Raw genomic sequence first — 17,963 nt, 5'->3', positions numbered from 1 at the left:
AGGTTACCCGTTCTTTCTACGAATAAAAAAAGGCACGTACAGATGAGTACGTGCCTAAAATTATTTTGGGATTTTAATTATCAGCCGTTAAAAAACAACCTTTTTGCTCACAGTGCCTTTTACAGTATTTACTTCTACTATAATTACCTGTTGTTGTATTTCAAGACCTGAAATTACGGTTTCGGTACTATTTATTTTGCTGTTGCTGTATAGCCTTCTTCCGTTAATGTCATATACTGTAACACCCGTCATCTCGGCAGTGCCTGATGTGATGTTTATGTCTTTGCCGTTCTTATAAACAATAATGCTGTTTGACGATAGCTCCGGATTTGTAACATCAGCCGTGCTGTTATTAACATACATTACCTCAAACCTGCTGTCAAAAGTACCTGCAGCTGTTGTAAAGCTATATGCTTCATCGCTAAGGTTACGTATTACCCCAAGATCATTGTCTTTTAGGTATATATCCTGCCCTTGGGTAAATACACCATCTACACGGTCCAGACCCAAAGTATAGTTACCCGGTTTAGAAGCATTATATCCTACCTGTACAATATCAGTTGCATTAAAGCCCGGCCTTGCCTGTATGTTAAGCTTATTATCTGCTGCAATAGAGTATACAGATATAGCATTTTCATCAATCATGCTTCTGCCGTCATATCCATAATCAAGCCCTGTAGTGGCACCGTCAATGTAAGCTACGGCTGCCTGGCTAAATCCGTTGTTGCTATCTGTAAGGTTTAACCACAGTCTTGATGCTGTATCCTGAGCCTGCCTAAAGAACGACTGCCCGTTAGTTTGCGGTACTGCCCTTCTCATGCTATTATTAAATACAAGCTTAGGGTTTGTAAGTCCGGCAGTTGTTTTTACAATAAAGCCCTGTCCCTGAGAAATAGTCCAGGTATTGCTTAGGCCTGCAAAGTATCCGGCCTGGTCACCTCCGCCATAAGCGTAAGAATTTGGTGTCGTATTAGTTGGGTTGTAAGTACCATTGTTTGCTGTAAATGCTGCAAGTGTTACTGTTACATAAGATGATATGTTAGCATCATTCTTTTTTCTCCAAAGGTATATACCAGATCCTGTATCAATCTTGCCGGTGTTAGCATTAAAAAATGCTTCAACGTTTATTGGCGACGCATATGGGTTACCCACAGCGGTAAATCTGTTATTAACGGTAGAAAGAGGTACTTCTATTGTTCCGTTAAACGGAGTACCCGTAAATACACCATGGTGTACAAGTGTACCCGTTCCTGCATTGTAGCCCGAAGCACTATCGGCATTTGGCATACGGATAAGGTAGCCTTTTGCAGCAGAGAAATTTGTGTTAGGATTTACAGACCAGTAGCCTTCTATCCACCCGTTACTGCCGTTTGCATACTTGTACTCGTAAAAACGGTTTGCAATTGTATTAGGCGAAAATGCAAGAAGTTGTTGTCCGCTTACAGGAGAAGACCAAAGTGTATAGTCAAGCCTGAAGAGTGGGTTACTGTTACGTTTTACGGTAACAAATCCGTTATCTGTGGTTTCGTTATCCTGTACCAGGGCACCGTTGTTATCTATTACAAAAGATGCAGTAGGGGCTACGGCAATATCGTTAACCACCTGCAGTGTACCACCTGTAGCAATGTTTAATGATGCAGACGCATCTATAGTAAGCGTGCGTGCGTGTGCAGTACCGTCATTATTTACAACAGGCTGATTTGGCCTGTTAGCCGGTATCGTAACATCTACTGTGCTTGTAGGTATAAGGTTGCAAGACCAGTTACTGTTAGTGTTCCAGTTAGCACTGGTATTACCTGTCCAGATATAAGTAGTATTTGCAGTTAACGATGATACTGACGAAGTTGCAGAACTACATGTGCCGTTTGTTACAACAGCCCTGTAATATGTAATACCGGTTACAGCATTATTTGTGTAAGATGCACCTGTGGCGCCAACAATGTTTGCCCATCCTGTGGTTCCGTCCGTTTGGGTAGTTTGCTGCCACTGTATCGTGCCGTTGTAGCCACTAAGGGTAACAGTTCCTGAAGTATTAGGGCATACCGTTTGGTTAGGAGTTATTGAGCCTGCGTTTGTGGCAGTTTGTACAACAAATGCTATTGGTGTAGATTTTGTTATAGCACACTCATAACCTGTTGGGTAAGTTTCTGCATAGTAATATAGTGTGCCTGCTGTATTTACAGGAGGAGAATAAGAGCTGCTTGTAGCATTAGCTATTAACTCGCCACCTACATTGCTGTTAGTTGTGTTTTTATACCACTTATATAGTGGTGTATTGCCATTAGCATTAACCTCGATAGTTGCCGGTGTGTTTAAACAAGTAGTTGTAGGGCTTGTTGTAGACGATAGTATTACCGTGTTAAGATAAGCACTATTACTAAATGCAGCTCCTGAAGGGTTAGTAACTACACAGCGGTAAATACCATAATCTGCGGCAGTGATATTTGTAATATTAAGCGTAGCAGATGTAGCGCCTGTTACGTTAGCTGCCGGGTTAGTAATGGCAACACCGTTTTTCTCCCATTGGTAAGTAAGCTCAGTACCGGTAGCGGTAACAGTTACACTAAAGGTAGCATTTGTTCCCTGGCATTTTGCAACGCTCGACGGCTGGTTTGCAATTTCCGGTGCAGGTATAGCGAAAGAATCCCTGTTGTAAGCCATAAAGGCAGGGTCGCTGGTACCGCTAGGCATTACTTTAAACTGTACTACCTGGTTTTTGTTATCTGGTGTGATTCCGAAATCTGACAGTTTGTAAGCAACCATCCTTATTGGCCTTGTGCCAAGGCCTACTGTAGTAGAACCATTAACTGTGGCTGTGCTTAATTCTGAACCTGCATTTAAGGTAAAAAAGTCTACTTTATAAGTACCCAGTGCGCTAACGCCGTTTAAGGCTACCTGTACCGGCTTGCCCACCACGTTGCCGCTGGCATCTACAAAGCAATACACCGAAAATGACCCATTACTAGGGTCTGCTACCTGAGATACCATGATATCCGGTACGTTATCTGTAATAACGGTATTATCTTCAAGGTTAGCAGCGTTAAAGCCTATGCGTGTGGCCTGAAATGTAAGTACTGATGATGAAGGAAGGTTTGTAACACCTGTACCAATATTTAAACCGCGGATACCATCAATAAGTACATCGCGAACTGAAAGTCCTGCAACAGCCGGAGAAGTAGGTACTGCACGATTAGAGTCGCCATCTACTTTGTTTGCCAGTACAATAAGGTTTGGGTCAGAACTTGATGTAGGTACTGTACCAATTATGTTGTTTATAGGTAAAGCTCTCCAGTTACCGGTTGTATAAGTTCCGGTTTGTGTGCTTGAAGACAAAACGTTTGTAACAGCTGCTTCTCCACCGGTGCTGTAAAGAGTACCGTTGTACTGAAAAGCCATAAGGCTATGTCCTGTATCTGGCTGTGTCTGGCTGTTAGCTGTTGAAGAACTGCTCCAGTAGCCGTTGTAGTTTGTAATTATACGCGTAATTCCTGCACTGGTAGGGGTGGTTGCCGGTGGAGTATACGTATATGTAAATGCATTGCCTGCCGGAGTAACAGTACCATTGTAAACACGTATTCCGCGTATAGCGGCATCATTACCTGCTGCAATTACAGCAGGGAAAATTACCCTTAACTGGTTTGCATTTACAAAAGTTGTTGTTGTAGGGGCAACATAAAGCGTGCTTCCGGTGGTAGCATCAGTACCGGTATATAACCGTACTGTAGATGTGTTTGTAAAACCGCTACCATTAATAAGCACTGTTGTACGATGTGTAACATTGTTTGGTGCGATTGATGTAACAGTTTGGGCGAATGCTGCCGATTGCATTAAAATTAGGCAATAGAAGAGCAGCCTCTCTAAAGAAGTAATTTTTCGAACCCTCATGTTATTTATATTAGATTGTTTATTACAAAGAAAAAGGCTAACAGCCAAAACACAGTTTTAACAATCGTTAAAATGTGTTAATTTATCGTTGAAATGCTTATTATTTATTTTTAAGCATTCATTATTTTGATTTGTTTTGTTTTTTAACTCAATTAATGCCGTATATTTAATGGTTGTCGATTGATATTATTTAATTCAGAATCAGGCTTTTTCATTTGCTAAGAAACGGCATGGTATGGTTTGTTTTTTGTCTTTCAAAATTATAAGGCAAATCTGATAATTCAAAGCAAAATATTGTCCATCAGTTACTTATATGTTTTGTTTATAAAAATCAGTGCTGTTTTGAAGATATGTGAATTTTTTTCTACTGATTTTAAACACTTTTCATAAAATCTTGCTATTTGTCAGCCTTGTACTTTGTCGATAAAATATGCATTTGGTCGTTTTAATATGTATTTTGACGATAAAAAGTATTTGTGGAATATTATGAAATGTAAAAAGGGCATACATAGTATGCCCTTTTTGTTTAATCCTGTCTTATTTTAAACTGCTATAGTAATACCTTTTTAGTTGCTTTTCCTTTTATAGTATTTACTTCTACAATAACAACTTGTTGCTTAACCGTTAGCCCTGCTATTACAGTTTTAATATCATTAATACTGCCATTAGTATAAAGCTGTCTGCCGCTAATGTCATAAACCGTTATTTGAGAAATTTCTGCAGTATCAGATACAATGTTTATACCATTACTATCATTATAGATTATAACTTCATTTGCAGAAAAGTTATTCGCATCAATACTTAATGCTTCAGTTGTTGTGTATAGCACTTCAAACCTGTTGTTAAATACACCTGCATCTGTAGTAAAGCTATATGCGTTTTCGCTTAGCTCACGTGTAATGCCCTGTATGTTATCTTTAAGATATATTTTTTGCCCTTGTGCAAATACACCATCTCTACGGTCAAGTTTTAGAGTATAAGTGCCCGCTGTTACAGCATTATAACCTAACTGCACGGTATCGTTAAGAGTAAAGCCCGGCCTTGCCTGTATACTAAGGTTGTTGTTTGCCGCTACAGTATATACCGCTATAGAAGATGCGTCTGCAATGCTTTTGCCATCATAACCATAATCAATGCCGGTAGTAGTATTATCCATATAAGCTACAGCAGCCTGGCTAAATCCGCCTGTTGTATTAGTAAGGTTTACCCATAGCCTTGATGCTGTACTTTGCGCCTGCCTAAAAAATGCCTGGCCTCCGCTTTGTGGTGCAGGCCTTCTCATGTCGTTAGTAAAGGTAAGTAGTGTAGAAGGTGCATTCTCCGCAGTTTTTACAATAAACCCCTGCCCCTGAGATAATGTCCAGTTGCTATAGTTACCTGCAAAATAACCTGCCTGATCCTGACCGCCATAAGCATAAGCATCTTCGGGCTCATCCCCTGTTGCCGTTACAGTACCTGCATTAGCTGTAAATGCAGCCAGGGTAACCGTTACATAAGATGATATCTCGGCATTGTTTTTCTTTCTCCAAAGGTAAATGCCTGTACCATTTTCCAGCTTGCCATTATTAGCTCCAAAAAATGCTTCTAAATTTATAGGCGAAGCATAAGGGTTGCCCACAGCAGTAAACCTGTTATTTTGTGTAGATAATGGTACCTCTATGGTTCCGTTAAGAGGTGTGCCCTTAAATGTACCGTTATATGTAATGGCACTGGTTCCCTCATTATATCCTGTTGTAGCATCTCCGTTTGGCATACGGATAAGATAGCCTTTTCCTGCATTAAAATTACTGGTAGGGTCTACAGCCCAGTAGCCTTCTACCCATCCGTTTGTGCCATTTGCATATTTATATTCATAGTAACGGTTGCTGGCAGTAGCCGGCGAAAAATCCTGAAGCTTTTGACCGCTTACCGGAGAAGACCATAAGGTATAATCAAGCCTGAAGAGCGGATTGCTATCGCGCAGTACAGTAACCTCACCATTATTTGCGGTGTTATTGTCCTGCACTAAAGCGGCATTATTGTTTACAGTCATCTTGCCGCCTTCTTCAACAAGAATAATGTTAACAAGGTGTAATGTAGCACCTGTTTCTACAGTAACGCTTGTGCCGCTTTGTACGATTATAGATTTAGCGTCGGCCTGACCCTCTGCAACCACAGGTTTATAAATAGTGGCAGATGGTATTATAACATCATTTATAGTGGTAGGAACCACACCACAAGACCAGTTTTCTGCTACATGCCAGTTGCCGTTTACAGCACCTGTCCATACATAAGTGTAAGTAGGTGTTACTGATACGATGCCTGACGTGTCTGTTCCACAAAATGCGCCATTTACAACCGCACGATAATACATGATTTGATTTAAGCCCGGGGTGGTATACGTATCTGTAGTACCGCCCGTACCCTCTGTAACATCACTCCAGTCGTATAAGCCGTTTGCAGATTGTTGCCATTGTATGGCTACACCATTGTAACCGCTAATACTTACAGTGCCCTCAGTACCCGGACATACTGCGGTATTTTCTGAAACCTGGCCGGCGCTTACACTGCCTATAACAGTAAATGCTACTGTGCTCGATGTTACTGCTGTACACGCTTCACCATTTGATGTTACTACTACATAGTAGTAAGTAGTGCCTTCTGAATCAGTATCCGGGGTATATGTTGCCAGGTTAGCACCCTGTATAATACTTCCACCGTTGTTGCTGTTGCCATTGGCACGGTACCACTGGTAGCCCGGTGCGTTGCCCTCTGCTACTACAGATACAGATGCTGTTGTATTAAGGCAGGTAGTTGCGCCCGATACCGATTCTATACGGTTGTTAAGCCATGCTTCTTCAGAGGTAGCTATACCTGTACTATGTGTTACTACACAAGTATAAGCTGCGTTATCGTTCTCGCCAGTAGGGTTAATGGTTAGGATAGATGTATTAGCACCGCTGATATTGCCATCGTTTAACAGGGCATTGCCATTTTTTTGCCATTGGTAGGAAAGTACGGTAGCATCGCTGTAGGTTACCTTAAACTGCACCGACGATCCGTTGCAGGCAGTTTGAGAAGTAGGCTGTTGTGTAAAGCCGGCTTCAATATGTTTTTCAGTTGATTTTTTGCTGGATAATGTATTAGCCTGTGCCGGTACCTGTAAAAACAGTGTGCATAACGGAAGTAGGCATTGTAGTAAAGTAATTTTTCTGGCCCTCATAATATCTATTTTTTAATTTTAACCAAAGAAAATTATTAAAAAACCAATATTTTGTTGCGTCTTTGTTAAACACTGTTAAGTAAAACTTTTGCTAAGTGTGTTTTAACTATTTAAGTTAAATTAGCTTAATAACCATTCCGTTCATCGATGATATGGCTAAATGTGTGTTAATGGCTTAATATTCGTACTTTTGCACAAAATGTTGTATGATGGTTAAGATAGGAAACATAGAATTACCCGAATTCCCGCTTTTGCTTGCCCCGATGGAAGATGTTAGCGACCCGCCGTTTCGCAGGCTTTGTAAAACGCATGGTGCCGACCTTATGTATAGCGAGTTCATATCGAGCGAAGGCCTGATACGCGATGCGATGAAAAGCCGTATGAAGCTGGATATTTTTGACTATGAGCGCCCCGTGGGCATCCAGATATTTGGTGGTGATGAAGAAGCCATGGCGCTTTCTGCTAAAATAGTTGAGGCTGTAAATCCTGATATTGTAGATATTAACTTTGGCTGCCCGGTAAAAAAGGTAGTATGTAAAGGTGCCGGTGCCGGGGTTCTAAAAGACATCGATCTTATGGTGCGCCTTACAAAAGCCGTGGTAAACAGTACGCACCTGCCCGTTACCGTAAAAACCCGCCTGGGCTGGGATGACGACAGTATTAATATAGATGAAGTTGCTGAGCGTCTTCAGGATGTGGGTATAAAAGCACTTACCATTCATGGCCGTACCCGTGCGCAAATGTATAAGGGTGAGGCCGACTGGAGCCACATTGCCCGTGTAAAGAATAACCCGCGAATCAATATCCCTATTTTTGGTAATGGCGATATCGACAGTCCTGAAAAAGCTTTGGAATATAAAAACAGGTATGGCGTAGACGGACTTATGATAGGCCGTGCTGCCATAGGCTATCCGTGGATATTTAATGAAATAAAGCACTTTTTTGCCACTGGCGAAAACCTGCCGGCTCCAACCATTGAAGACCGTGTAGAAGCTGCCCGTAACCACCTGAAGTGGAGCATAGAATGGAAAGGGGAGCGCGTGGGCGTTTTTGAAACCCGCCGCCACTACACTAACTATTTTAAAGGGATACCTAATTTTAAAGAATACAGGCAAAAACTTGTTACCGGCGATGAACCACAGGACGTGTACAATGTGCTGGATGAAGTGTTGCAAAAATTTGGCGAAAGCCAGCCTGCCTAAAAACAGCAAAGCCCCGTAAGGGGCTTTGCTGTTTTATATAGTGACTGATGATTATTGTGCTGTAACCGTGTAAGGGCTGCCATCTCCGGTAGTGTTCAGGTTAAGTGTAACACGATAATTTCCTGTACCGGGAATACTAATCTCAGTGCCACCGGCATCAATAGAACCATTGCCTAAGTTGTCTCCAAAAATTCCGCTACCAATAATAAAACTGAATCTGCGCTCAGTAGCATCTACATAAGTGGGCACGTTTATAACGCAACTTAACGTATTAGTACCTGCATTATAAGTCATAGGTGTAATTGTGTTTGTAAAGCTAGGTGTAACTTTTACAGCTATCGATTCAAAATATGCACTATAAATATTTGTATCATTTGTTGAGCCTGTAACCCTTACATATACATTGTAAATACCGTCAGACACTATAGGGAAAGCCGCACCATTTGTTGCTAACTGATAGCCGCCGCCATCGCCATAGGCAACGGTAGAACTTTGAGATGGTATGAATTTTACCTGTGTGCCCGCTGTAAGATACTTGTAACATGTAAAGCCATCGCTACCAGCCATTCTTATTGCCGTAGATGCGTTGTAAGAGTTAAATGTTCCATACATATACAAGCTGGTAAACATACCCGCATTGCTGCCAGACCCCATACCTGCTACCGCACCTGCATACATAGCATAAGGAACTGACAGTAGTTGAGATGAACCAACAGTAATGTAGTTAGTACCGTTAGCCACATCTATTTCTACTTTAAGGAATTTTGAGTTTTCTGCCCAGTTTACAGTATTAAAAGTACCGCTGGTTGGGGTTCCCATGCCTATGGTCAGGGTAAAAAGGCCTACGTTGTTTGTAGTAGGGTTGTGTGTTTCTACATAAGCAGCGCTGCCCGTTGCACTTCCGTCAAGGATGCTTACACGCAGTTTAACAGGAGACGATGCTACAGCATGGCCAGCTGAGTTAAGGGCTACCGCCTGATAGCTAAAGCCCTGTGGTACCTGCGCCATAAGGCTTGCAGAAATAAAAAGCAGTAAAAAGTAAAAGTGTTTCATTTTAGGTTAGTTTTTAACGATTTTAATGGGTTTTAGTTTAGTATCCGGCAGTACAATAAAGTACGTTCCGGCCTGTAACCCTGATAGGTTTAGCATGTTGCCATCGGGTGCAGGTAATTTGATTTGTGTTCCCTTAGCATCAAAAAGCTGTGCCTTTTTAAGGTCAGCCTGTTGTTGCAGGTCAACGGTTAGGTAGTTTTGTACCGGGTTAGGGTAGTAGGTAATACCGTTTGTCTCGGCATAGTCCTGTAGCCCCAGGCTGCCCAGTACAATTTGGGTAGAAGCGCCCAGCGTACCGGATGAGGCACGATCAGGGTTTTGAGGTACAACATAAATTTCGCCAACGCTGGAGCTGTAATTAGGCGTTACCAGCGATCCGGAATTGTTGTGTCCTATAATGCTTTGTGCAAAAGCAGCATTACCCAAAAACAAAATAAACAGGAGTTTTTTCATTATTATAACAGTTACTTGGTGAGGGCAAAGATAATTTAACAATTGAGAGTTTCAAGTAACGCTATTAAATAATTTTCACACCTCAAACAAGCATAAAAAAATCCTTACACAATTAAATGTAAGGATTTTATATTGTGAGTAAAATCTTAACTTAATTTCTACTTTGCAGTTTGCTTAGCAACCTTAAAAACTCAAGGTACAACCATACAAGGGTTACAATAAGCCCCATACCGCTAAACCATTCCATGTGTTTTGGCATTCTTTGCTTTACACCTTTATCTATCATGTCAAAGTCAAGGATAAGGCTCATGGCAGCAATAACGATAACAACTACGCTAAAACCAATGCTCATTAAAGAGTTACCGCGGTGGAAGAAGCTTACGCCACCTATCCAGTAAAATAAAGCTGATATAAGGTAATAAGTGCCTATAGCGGCAGTAGCGCCAATAACAATAGACCTGAACTGCTCTGTAACCTTTACAATACCAAAGCGGTATAGTGCAAGGCATACGCCAAAGGTAACCAGCGTACCTGCAACCGCCTGTAGTACAATACCCGGGTACATCATTTCGAAAAATATAGATACAGATCCAATGAACACACCCTCAAAAAGGGCATAGGCCGGAGCAAGAAAGGCTGCATTTTTAGGAGAAAGTGTACAGGCTATAACCATACCCAGTGCTACAAAAAGCGATACGATGCCAGGAATATAAGGGTTAATGCCATTTAGTGCCATATAAAAAGGTACCACTGCGCCAACAAGTAACAGGCCAAACAAAATAAAGGTTTTGTTGATGGTGCCTTTTACCGTCATGGTATCGTTATAATCTATAATATGAGAGCCGTCAACGCTGTAAACGTTTTGCTGTCCGCTTTTTTCGTATGACTTTCCTGTAAGTAACGGGTTTTTTGATTTAAATTCCATTGGTTTGATTCTATTAGATTTCAAATATACTATTTACAGAAGAATAATCAAATAGTATGCCTGTGTAAAATAAAAAAGGGAAAACGGTTAGTTTTCCCTTTTTCGGCCCCCAAAAATACCGTAAAACTTAAATTTTACTAATGCTATTTTATGATGCAAACATAGTATTCTTATTGCTTCTAACAAAATAAATCAGATATACACCCAGAAAACCCGATGAAATGCAATATGGGTTTCGTTGTAACCTGTTAAAAGTTATAAGATTAACATTTATAAGGTGTATTGTTATCCTTTTATTTGCTTTAGTGAAGTTTTGATTCCTTTGATCAGCGATGAGCTAAAGCCTTCGTGTTCCATTTCATTAAGTCCCGCAATGGTGCACCCCTGTGGGGTAGTTACCTTATCTATAAGTTGTTCCGGGTGGGCATTTTCTTTTAAAAGCATCTCGGTAGCGCCCAGGGCAGTCTGAGCCGCTATGGCGAGTGCGGTTTTGGCATCAAAACCTATTTCTATGCCTGCCTGCATACTGGCGCGAATGTAGCGCAGTGCAAACGCGGTACCACAGGCGCCCAGTACCGTGGCGGCATCCATTAGTTTTTCGTCAATAAGTACTGCCGTACCCACTTTGTCAAAAAGCTCCATTACAGAACCTGTTTTGCTTATGTCTTCCGGCTTTGCCGAAACGCAGGTTGCCGATGCTCCATACTGCACGGCAATGTTTGGCATAATGCGCAGTACCGTATTACTACCTGCTACTTTACTGTGCAGGTGCTCTAACGTTACCCCGCTGGCTGCCGAGGCTATGGTTTTACCATTAAGGTGCGGTAGTATTTCGTCGAGTACGGCATCGGCCTGCCATGGTTTTATGGCCAGTATTACAATGTCTGCATTGCTAATATCCGCAGTATTATCTGCCGATGTTGTAATGCCATACTGGCTAAGATGTGCTATCAGTTTTATATTGCGGCGGGTAACAGTTATGGTATTACCTGTGGTAAATTGTGCCAACCCTATGGCTATGGCTGCACCAAGGTTACCCCCGCCTATTATATGGATGTTCATTGGCTTTGTTTATTAGTTAATACTTACCCGGCACCATTTATACTTACAAGCTCTAGCTTGCCACTATTAAAACTAAAAATCCACCAAAGTACGCTTTCGCAAAATTGTGATGAATTTTCTGGAACTTCATCGCTAGATACTTTGCTTTTGTAATTTTTATTCGATCCTGACCCAACAGATAATGTTATAAGGTTGTTTTTAATTTCTATGCTATAAAAACTGTAACACGGTTCTGTAGCTATGATGTTCTCATAATCCAGTTTGTCCTGCTTTATAAGACGCTCAACATTTATGTGTTTAAACAGTTCGTTGACCTCCTCCATCTGAATGTCATCAGATATTTCCTCAAAATATTTAAGGAATAGTTCCTTTGATACCTTATCGCCATTCTGTTCCCGTTCTTTTTGATATGCTTCGCTTTCAGTATACATTTGTATAGAATCTGAGAGCGGAAAATCAAAAATACCTGCAATTTTTTCTTTCTCTTTAGATGCAAGTGTTGTTTTAAGCTTTATCAATGCCTCAACCATTAATGACCTGTTTGTAGTAACACCGGAATTATCCTCTTTAGGTATGGCGCTATCAGAATTAGTGTTACTGCTGTTATTACACGAGACTAAAGAGACAAAAACAACTAAATGAGCGAGAGTAAGGGCTGTACGTCTAAAATTTAATATCATTTAGTTTTTGTATTGTGCAGTTAAAGTAATGTATGCAAATCGATTATTGCTAAGATAATAATTTTCTACATCAGTGATAAGAGAAAATCTGCCAGTTTAACTGTCCTAATACAGATTTTTGAAGTGCATAAAAAAAGGATGCCTTTTACAGCATCCTTAGATATTAATTACCGGGTTATTCTATTTATAAGTATATGTGGTAGTATAGATCCATGTACCATACTCACTGGTTTCGGTAGCTGTAGCAGAAACAGGATAATTGTCTGCACCGTAAACATAATCATTAACTATGGTTTTCTTTACGTTGCCGTTCTCATCCTTAATAACTACTTTTTTAGGATTGCTAACCGGTAATAGCAACTTTGCTTTTATAAGCTCTTCGCTTTGTGGTGTAAGGCTAAAGTTTAAGTCCAGGTTATCAAGAACATCAATAATACCGGCAGCCTGTAGCGTATAAAAGTAAGGGTTTGGCTTGTCTTCATAAGTAATTTCGCCTGTATATTGCTCGTAAATGTTACCATCCCAATCGCGCTCATAAATACGCACTTTTACAGGGTTTCCTTTACTGTCATAATTTAGTACATCGCCCACCTCATAAGCATCCTGCGGGGTAGAGAGCAGGTTAGGAATGTTAAGCACATCGCCGTCGCCGCTTATATTTTTTAGGCTGCCGCTTTCGTAAGCAAAGTAGCTGGTTTCTTCGCCATCTGTAACACTGCTTACTTTGCCTGCCGCGTCATAATTTACAGTAAGTGTTGCCGGTTCAACGCCCTGCTCAGATGTAGTGGTGGTAATTTTTGTAATATACTTTTTAGCAACATCGCCATTAGCATTATCAAAAGAGTCTGAAGAATCGTCGCTGCATGACGTAAAGGCAATGCATGACAATACCGCAAGCGCGGTAAGGAATTTGTTTTTCATCTTAAATAGGGTTAGTGTCATTTTTCTTGAAAGCGAAAATATAACTCTGAACCAATAAAAACAAAATTTATTTAACAAAAGTATTGAGGAAAAACCACAAAAATGAATTGAAATTATGCGAAAAAATGGCTTGCGCTATGGCGCTACTGTTCTTCGATAACCGAATTTCCTTTAGAAAGGTCTCCCGTAATCCACTCCCACGTTTCATGTAGTTGTATCTTGCCATTTGGTAATAACGTTGGCACCGACTTACAAAACCCGGCCATGATTTCGCCCTTGTCGTTTACCTGGTGGTAATGCATGCTTATATTTCCGGCGGTGTCTACAAGGCCTATTAAGTGCCCTTTTATTATTTTACCTCCCGAATATTCAGATGTTAGTATGTTGCCTTCCTGCTTATAGACAAATACGGTTTCACCCGATGTCTCTCCATTTTCGGTATTGCTTACGGGACGAAATATTTTGTTGTTGTAGTTTATCATTGTTTTTTATTTAGCCATTAGTAGCTTAAAAGCATTTAATGTAGCCTGGTGCATAATCGTGGCATGGTCTTCTGATGGCAGGTAGTCGAAAATTACTTTTACAGTACTGCTCTTACTGCCTTTTATCTTCTCGGCCAGGAGGTTTGCGTCTACCTCCATTACATGCGGAGCAGTAGTGGGTGCTAGGCCTTCTTTGCCTACGCCAATGTAAACTTCTGTGGGGTGTTTAAAATCTGCGCCAAGTATTTCAGGATTTGTGTTTAATAGTGATCCGTTATCCCACCAGAGGCTGGGGCTGATAATTATGTAACGACTGAACAATTCTGGGTTTTTAAAAAGTATTTCAGTTTCTAAAAGTCCGCCCATCGATTGCCCAATGATGGTTTTTGAACTGCCCACCTGATAATTTTTAGATATAAAAGGCTGTAGCTCTTTTTCTATAAACGCTATAAATTTATCTGAATGCCCGGCTTCCGGATATGCCTTCATTTGTTCGCCAACGGTAGACGCAAAGGTAAAATCGCGCTTGCGGTTTACTGTAGCAATACCTACAACTATTGATTTCGGGATATAATTTACCCATTCAAAGCTGCTGTACTGCACTAGTCCGCTAATGTGTAAAAAGTCTTCATCTGTAGATCCGTCCAGCAAATAAATTACAGGATAGGTTACAGTGTCTTTAGCGTTATAACCATCGGGCACATAAATATTGAGTACCCTTTTTTCGCCTAATATTTTAGATTTAATTTCGGTTTGGTGCCCTAAAATAAAGGGCTTGATGGTGTTTGTTTTTTGCGCCATGCAGGGCAGTGTAAGCAGGGCAAGTAAGGCAAAAATAAATAAACGCTTCATGTAAATAGATTAAAGCCCAAAGTTAAAGAAATACAGGTTAAATTATGGTATAACAGTGCTGCATCACTGCCATTGCGGACGTAGCGTAACGCAGTGCGATAGTTTAGATTTGGCATAATAAACCTATTTTGGAAAATTGGAATTTAGCCAGACTAAAAACAGGCTCACTAATGCGATACTCGTAACTGAAGCCCAAAGCAAACCTTTGCCAACAGCTTTTATTTTAAGATTGAGATTCACAAATCCGAGTAGTAAGCCAAAAGCAACACAACTTATAAGTATTAAATAAATAAGTGTCAGACTATCAAGTGGTTTAAGTATCGCAATTAATGAAAACTGCAGAAGTAATGTGAAAATGTAGGTTATGATTTTCAGGGTTTATTAGTTTTAATTGGTTAGCTGAAATTTCTCCGCTTCGATTTAGTCAGAATGAAAATAGAATTATTCCATTTCAAAGATATAAAACAGTTGTTCGGGACTATGTTATAATTGAAAAATTGCATTATTTAGATGGCTTCGTGCCTCGCCATGACGTTATTTGAAGAAAGCAATGGCAACAAGTTATAACACTGTACCCGTCGCGTTCATTGCGAAAGCAGCGCAGCGGAGTGTGGCAATCTTATTATTGGTTTGGGCACGAGCAAGATGCTCGCGCTAGCTGTGGGAACATAATGCTCGCCTTGATAAGAGGCTATTTTCTGCTATTTATTGTTATTTAACTGGTTTCTTTGCTTAAGGTTTTTGCGTGCTCTTTTTACCGACCTTTTTATAGACCTTTTTTTACCAAGTGTTGCAAGGTCAGAATCGGGGTCGATAAACTGTGCCTCAATTTGAATTTTGGTTAATCCCCTTAAAGATTTATAGGTTGTGTGAATGCTTTTTGACATAAAACAGGTTTACTTTTATTAATGGAATATTTTGTTAACTAAAAAACGCCCCAATCGGGGCGTTTATATATCTAAAATAAGAATTACATTTTCTGTAACCAATTCCTAACCGAAACCTCATTGTTAATAATACCACGAAGTTCAGAGATATTAACCCTATCCTGTTTCATGGTATCGCGGTGGCGAATGGTTACCGTTTGGTCTTCCAGCGTTTGATGGTCTACCGTAATACAGAACGGTGTACCCAGCGCATCCTGACGGCGGTAACGGCGGCCTACGGCATCCTTTTCGTCATATGCTACATTGAAGTCCCACTTAAGGTCTTCAATAATAGAGCGTGCAACATCTGGAAGTCCGTCTTTTTTAACCAGCGGAAGTACAGCAGCCTTGGTAGGTGCTAGTACAGCCGGAAGGCTAAGCACGGTGCGGGTTGAGCCATCTTCAAGAGTTTCCTCTTTAAGCGATGTAGAGAATACGGCAAGGAACATCCTGTCTAAACCAACCGAAGTTTCTACTACATAAGGAGTATAGTTTTCGTTTAGCTCAGGGTCAAAATACTGTAGTTTTTTACCGCTGAACTGTTCATGCGCCTTAAGGTCGAAATCTGTACGCGAGTGGATACCCTCAAGCTCTTTAAAGCCAAACGGGAAGTTAAACTCTATATCGGCAGCGGCATTAGCATAATGCGCCAGCTTTTCGTGGTCGTGGAAACGATAGTTTTTTTCGCCAAGCCCTAATGACAGGTGCCATTTAAGACGCGTTTCTTTCCAGAACTCGTAGTACTTCATTTCTTCACCGGGACGTACAAAGAATTGCATTTCCATTTGTTCAAACTCGCGCATACGGAAGATGAACTGGCGGGCAACGATCTCATTACGGAATGCCTTACCTGTTTGTGCAATACCAAACGGAACCTTCATCCTGCCTGACTTTTGCACGTTAAGGAAGTTTACAAAAATACCCTGTGCCGTTTCCGGACGTAAGTATAAGTCCATAGCACTGGCGGCCTCAGCGCCCAGCTTGGTGCCAAACATCAGGTTAAACTGGCGTACTTCGGTCCAGTTTTTAGAACCGGTATCCGGGTCGGCAATTTCAAGCTCCTCAATAAGGGCTTTAACATCGGCCAGGTTTTCGGTTTCTAAACTACGAGCCATGCGCTCCAGTATCTCCCTGTTCTTGGCAAGGTATTCTTTTACGCGGCCGTTAGTAGCCTTAAACTCTTCTTCGTTAAAAGCATCGCCATATTTGGCACGTGCCTTTTCTATTTCTTTTTGCGCTTTCTGGTATATTTTCTCGGCGTGGTCTTCAATAAGTACGTCGGCCCTAAAGCGTTTTTTGCTGTCTTTATTGTCTATAAGCGGGTCGTTAAAGGCATCTACGTGGCCGCTGGCCTTCCAGGTGGTAGGGTGCATAAATATTGCAGCATCTATGCCTACAATGTTTTCGTGCATTTGCACCATGCTTTTCCACCAGTACTCGCGGATGTTCTTTTTTAGTTCAGCACCGTTTTGGCCATAGTCGTATACAGCGCTTAACCCATCATAAATTTCGCTTGACTGAAATATAAAACCATACTCCTTAGCGTGCGAAATAACATTCTTAAATTGATCGTCTTGTTTTGCCATGCTGCAAAAATAGGAAAAGAATATTAATGTAGGAATTTGAAAATGTAACAATTTGAAGATTCGGAAAGTGAGCAATATTGTTTATTGCCAGAATTTATCAGTAAGATAAAAAACGGTATCAATAAAATATAAGATGCCATTTCTGGTTAATACATTTTCGTCGTGTAAATCTTCTAATATGATGCCCAAATCCTGATTTTGATAATCGTTGTTTCTAATATTTTCAAAACCGTTTGATGCTAAGAAATGCTTCACTTCTTCTAAATCAGTACTTTCTGTAATAGCAACATACGGTTGCTGCACAACAGCATACAAAACATTATCATCTTTTGTAAAGCCAATTAGGTCATAAGCAGTATCAGGGAAGAAAAAATTATGAAGTAAGAGGTTATGAAAGTAATCCTGCCATGAAGAATAATATATGGCGTCATTGAGTTTGATAACATGGTCAGCATCTTTAAGGTAAACCCTTTGCTCTGCGCCTTCGCTTACATATTGTGAAAAATCAACATCCGATATTAAAAGACTATTCTGAAATATGTAGTCTTCTAACCTCTTTGTTTCTTGTTCTTTGAATTGCTTTGTGTTTTCAGTAGCTCTGCCTGTTTGCGAGCCATTGATAAGGTAACGGGTGATTGATTGGAGAGTTGTTCCGAACCTAACCGTGCTCTTTCCTGAAATGATATTGTGTAATTCATCTTTTAGCTGATTTTGCATTAGCAAATATAGAGAAT

At 40.6% G+C, this 17,963-nt stretch carries 14 protein-coding genes; 1 reads left to right on the top strand and 13 read right to left on the bottom strand.

The window, feature by feature from the left end; all coding sequences use genetic code 11:
- Positions 1-87: 87 nt before the first annotated feature.
- Both DYH63_RS17245 and DYH63_RS17240 read right to left on the bottom strand, forming a co-directional pair.
- Positions 88-3,828: a RemA C-terminal-like gliding motility protein gene (locus DYH63_RS17245; RefSeq protein ID WP_162927077.1), complete on the bottom strand. Its 3,741-nt coding sequence runs from the start codon at positions 3,826-3,828 to the stop codon at positions 88-90.
- A gap of 607 nt (positions 3,829-4,435) precedes the next feature.
- A complete protein-coding gene (locus tag DYH63_RS17240) occupies positions 4,436-7,087 on the bottom strand; it encodes a RemA C-terminal-like gliding motility protein (protein ID WP_116789978.1) in 2,652 nt (883 codons plus the stop codon).
- 209 nt (positions 7,088-7,296) lie between these two features.
- Here DYH63_RS17240 and dusB point away from each other — a divergent pair, with 209 nt between their 5' ends.
- Complete coding sequence (gene dusB / locus DYH63_RS17235) at positions 7,297-8,289, top strand: tRNA dihydrouridine synthase DusB (RefSeq protein WP_116790873.1); 993 nt, start codon at positions 7,297-7,299, stop codon at positions 8,287-8,289.
- A 51-nt stretch (positions 8,290-8,340) separates the two neighbouring features.
- Here the strand turns inward: dusB and DYH63_RS17230 are convergent, their stop codons facing one another.
- The 11 genes from DYH63_RS17230 to DYH63_RS17180 all read right to left on the bottom strand — a co-directional run bounded on the left by DYH63_RS17230 (position 8,341) and on the right by DYH63_RS17180 (position 17,946).
- Positions 8,341-9,342, bottom strand: a complete 1,002-nt coding sequence (locus DYH63_RS17230) for a DUF8740 domain-containing protein (RefSeq protein WP_116789977.1) — start codon at positions 9,340-9,342, stop codon at positions 8,341-8,343.
- Between the two features lie 6 nt (positions 9,343-9,348).
- Positions 9,349-9,795 (bottom strand): T9SS type A sorting domain-containing protein, encoded by a 447-nt coding sequence (locus DYH63_RS17225; RefSeq protein ID WP_116789976.1) that lies wholly within the window; start codon positions 9,793-9,795, stop codon positions 9,349-9,351.
- Between the two features lie 151 nt (positions 9,796-9,946).
- Positions 9,947-10,720 carry a Bax inhibitor-1/YccA family protein gene (locus DYH63_RS17220; protein ID WP_116789975.1) on the bottom strand — a complete coding sequence of 258 codons (774 nt, stop codon included), beginning with the start codon at positions 10,718-10,720 and terminating at the stop codon, positions 9,947-9,949.
- Between the two features lie 285 nt (positions 10,721-11,005).
- Complete coding sequence (gene proC, locus DYH63_RS17215; protein WP_116789974.1) at positions 11,006-11,782, bottom strand: pyrroline-5-carboxylate reductase; 777 nt, start codon at positions 11,780-11,782, stop codon at positions 11,006-11,008.
- A 23-nt stretch (positions 11,783-11,805) separates the two neighbouring features.
- Positions 11,806-12,462, bottom strand: coding sequence for a hypothetical protein (locus DYH63_RS17210; protein WP_116789973.1), 657 nt, complete (start codon positions 12,460-12,462; stop codon positions 11,806-11,808).
- Between the two features lie 180 nt (positions 12,463-12,642).
- Positions 12,643-13,383 (bottom strand): hypothetical protein, encoded by a 741-nt coding sequence (locus DYH63_RS17205; protein ID WP_116789972.1) that lies wholly within the window; start codon positions 13,381-13,383, stop codon positions 12,643-12,645.
- 143 nt (positions 13,384-13,526) lie between these two features.
- Positions 13,527-13,865 carry an avidin-fold protein gene (locus DYH63_RS17200; protein ID WP_116789971.1) on the bottom strand — a complete coding sequence of 113 codons (339 nt, stop codon included), beginning with the start codon at positions 13,863-13,865 and terminating at the stop codon, positions 13,527-13,529.
- A 6-nt stretch (positions 13,866-13,871) separates the two neighbouring features.
- The gene (locus tag DYH63_RS17195) at positions 13,872-14,717 is read right to left on the bottom strand and encodes an alpha/beta hydrolase (protein WP_116789970.1); all 846 of its coding nucleotides are present in this window, start codon (positions 14,715-14,717) and stop codon (positions 13,872-13,874) included.
- Positions 14,718-15,418: 701 nt separating this feature from the next.
- Positions 15,419-15,604 (bottom strand): hypothetical protein, encoded by a 186-nt coding sequence (locus tag DYH63_RS17190; RefSeq protein WP_116789969.1) that lies wholly within the window; start codon positions 15,602-15,604, stop codon positions 15,419-15,421.
- 83 nt (positions 15,605-15,687) lie between these two features.
- On the bottom strand, positions 15,688-17,229 hold the full coding sequence (locus DYH63_RS17185) for a glycine--tRNA ligase (RefSeq protein WP_116789968.1): 1,542 nt from the start codon (positions 17,227-17,229) through the stop codon (positions 15,688-15,690).
- 81 nt (positions 17,230-17,310) lie between these two features.
- On the bottom strand, positions 17,311-17,946 hold the full coding sequence (locus DYH63_RS17180) for a putative polyvalent protein kinase domain-containing protein (RefSeq protein ID WP_116789967.1): 636 nt from the start codon (positions 17,944-17,946) through the stop codon (positions 17,311-17,313).
- Positions 17,947-17,963 lie beyond the last annotated feature (17 nt).

The sequence above is a fragment of the Flavobacterium psychrotrophum genome (assembly GCF_003403075.1).
Classification (GTDB): Bacteria; Bacteroidota; Bacteroidia; order Flavobacteriales; family Flavobacteriaceae; genus Flavobacterium; species Flavobacterium psychrotrophum.
The sequence above is the reverse complement of the archived record's forward strand: the minus strand, read 5'-3'. Positions and strand labels throughout refer to the sequence as shown.

Bases quoted from the DNA above. Each gene is read 5' to 3' on its own strand.
- proC (WP_116789974.1), bottom strand. From the start codon at position 11,782: ATGAACATCCATATAATAGGCGGGGGTAACCTTGGTGCAGCCATAGCC.
- DYH63_RS17190 (WP_116789969.1), bottom strand. From the start codon at position 15,604: ATGTCAAAAAGCATTCACACAACCTATAAATCTTTAAGGGGATTAACC.
- dusB (WP_116790873.1), top strand. From the start codon at position 7,297: ATGGTTAAGATAGGAAACATAGAATTACCCGAATTCCCGCTTTTGCTT.
- DYH63_RS17245 (WP_162927077.1), bottom strand. From the start codon at position 3,828: ATGCAATCGGCAGCATTCGCCCAAACTGTTACATCAATCGCACCAAAC.
- DYH63_RS17210 (WP_116789973.1), bottom strand. From the start codon at position 12,462: ATGATATTAAATTTTAGACGTACAGCCCTTACTCTCGCTCATTTAGTT.
- DYH63_RS17200 (WP_116789971.1), bottom strand. From the start codon at position 13,865: ATGATAAACTACAACAACAAAATATTTCGTCCCGTAAGCAATACCGAA.
- DYH63_RS17230 (WP_116789977.1), bottom strand. From the start codon at position 9,342: ATGAAACACTTTTACTTTTTACTGCTTTTTATTTCTGCAAGCCTTATG.
- DYH63_RS17220 (WP_116789975.1), bottom strand. From the start codon at position 10,720: ATGGAATTTAAATCAAAAAACCCGTTACTTACAGGAAAGTCATACGAA.
- DYH63_RS17185 (WP_116789968.1), bottom strand. From the start codon at position 17,229: ATGGCAAAACAAGACGATCAATTTAAGAATGTTATTTCGCACGCTAAG.
- DYH63_RS17240 (WP_116789978.1), bottom strand. From the start codon at position 7,087: ATGAGGGCCAGAAAAATTACTTTACTACAATGCCTACTTCCGTTATGC.
- DYH63_RS17225 (WP_116789976.1), bottom strand. From the start codon at position 9,795: ATGAAAAAACTCCTGTTTATTTTGTTTTTGGGTAATGCTGCTTTTGCA.
- DYH63_RS17180 (WP_116789967.1), bottom strand. From the start codon at position 17,946: ATGCAAAATCAGCTAAAAGATGAATTACACAATATCATTTCAGGAAAG.
- DYH63_RS17195 (WP_116789970.1), bottom strand. From the start codon at position 14,717: ATGAAGCGTTTATTTATTTTTGCCTTACTTGCCCTGCTTACACTGCCC.
- DYH63_RS17205 (WP_116789972.1), bottom strand. From the start codon at position 13,383: ATGAAAAACAAATTCCTTACCGCGCTTGCGGTATTGTCATGCATTGCC.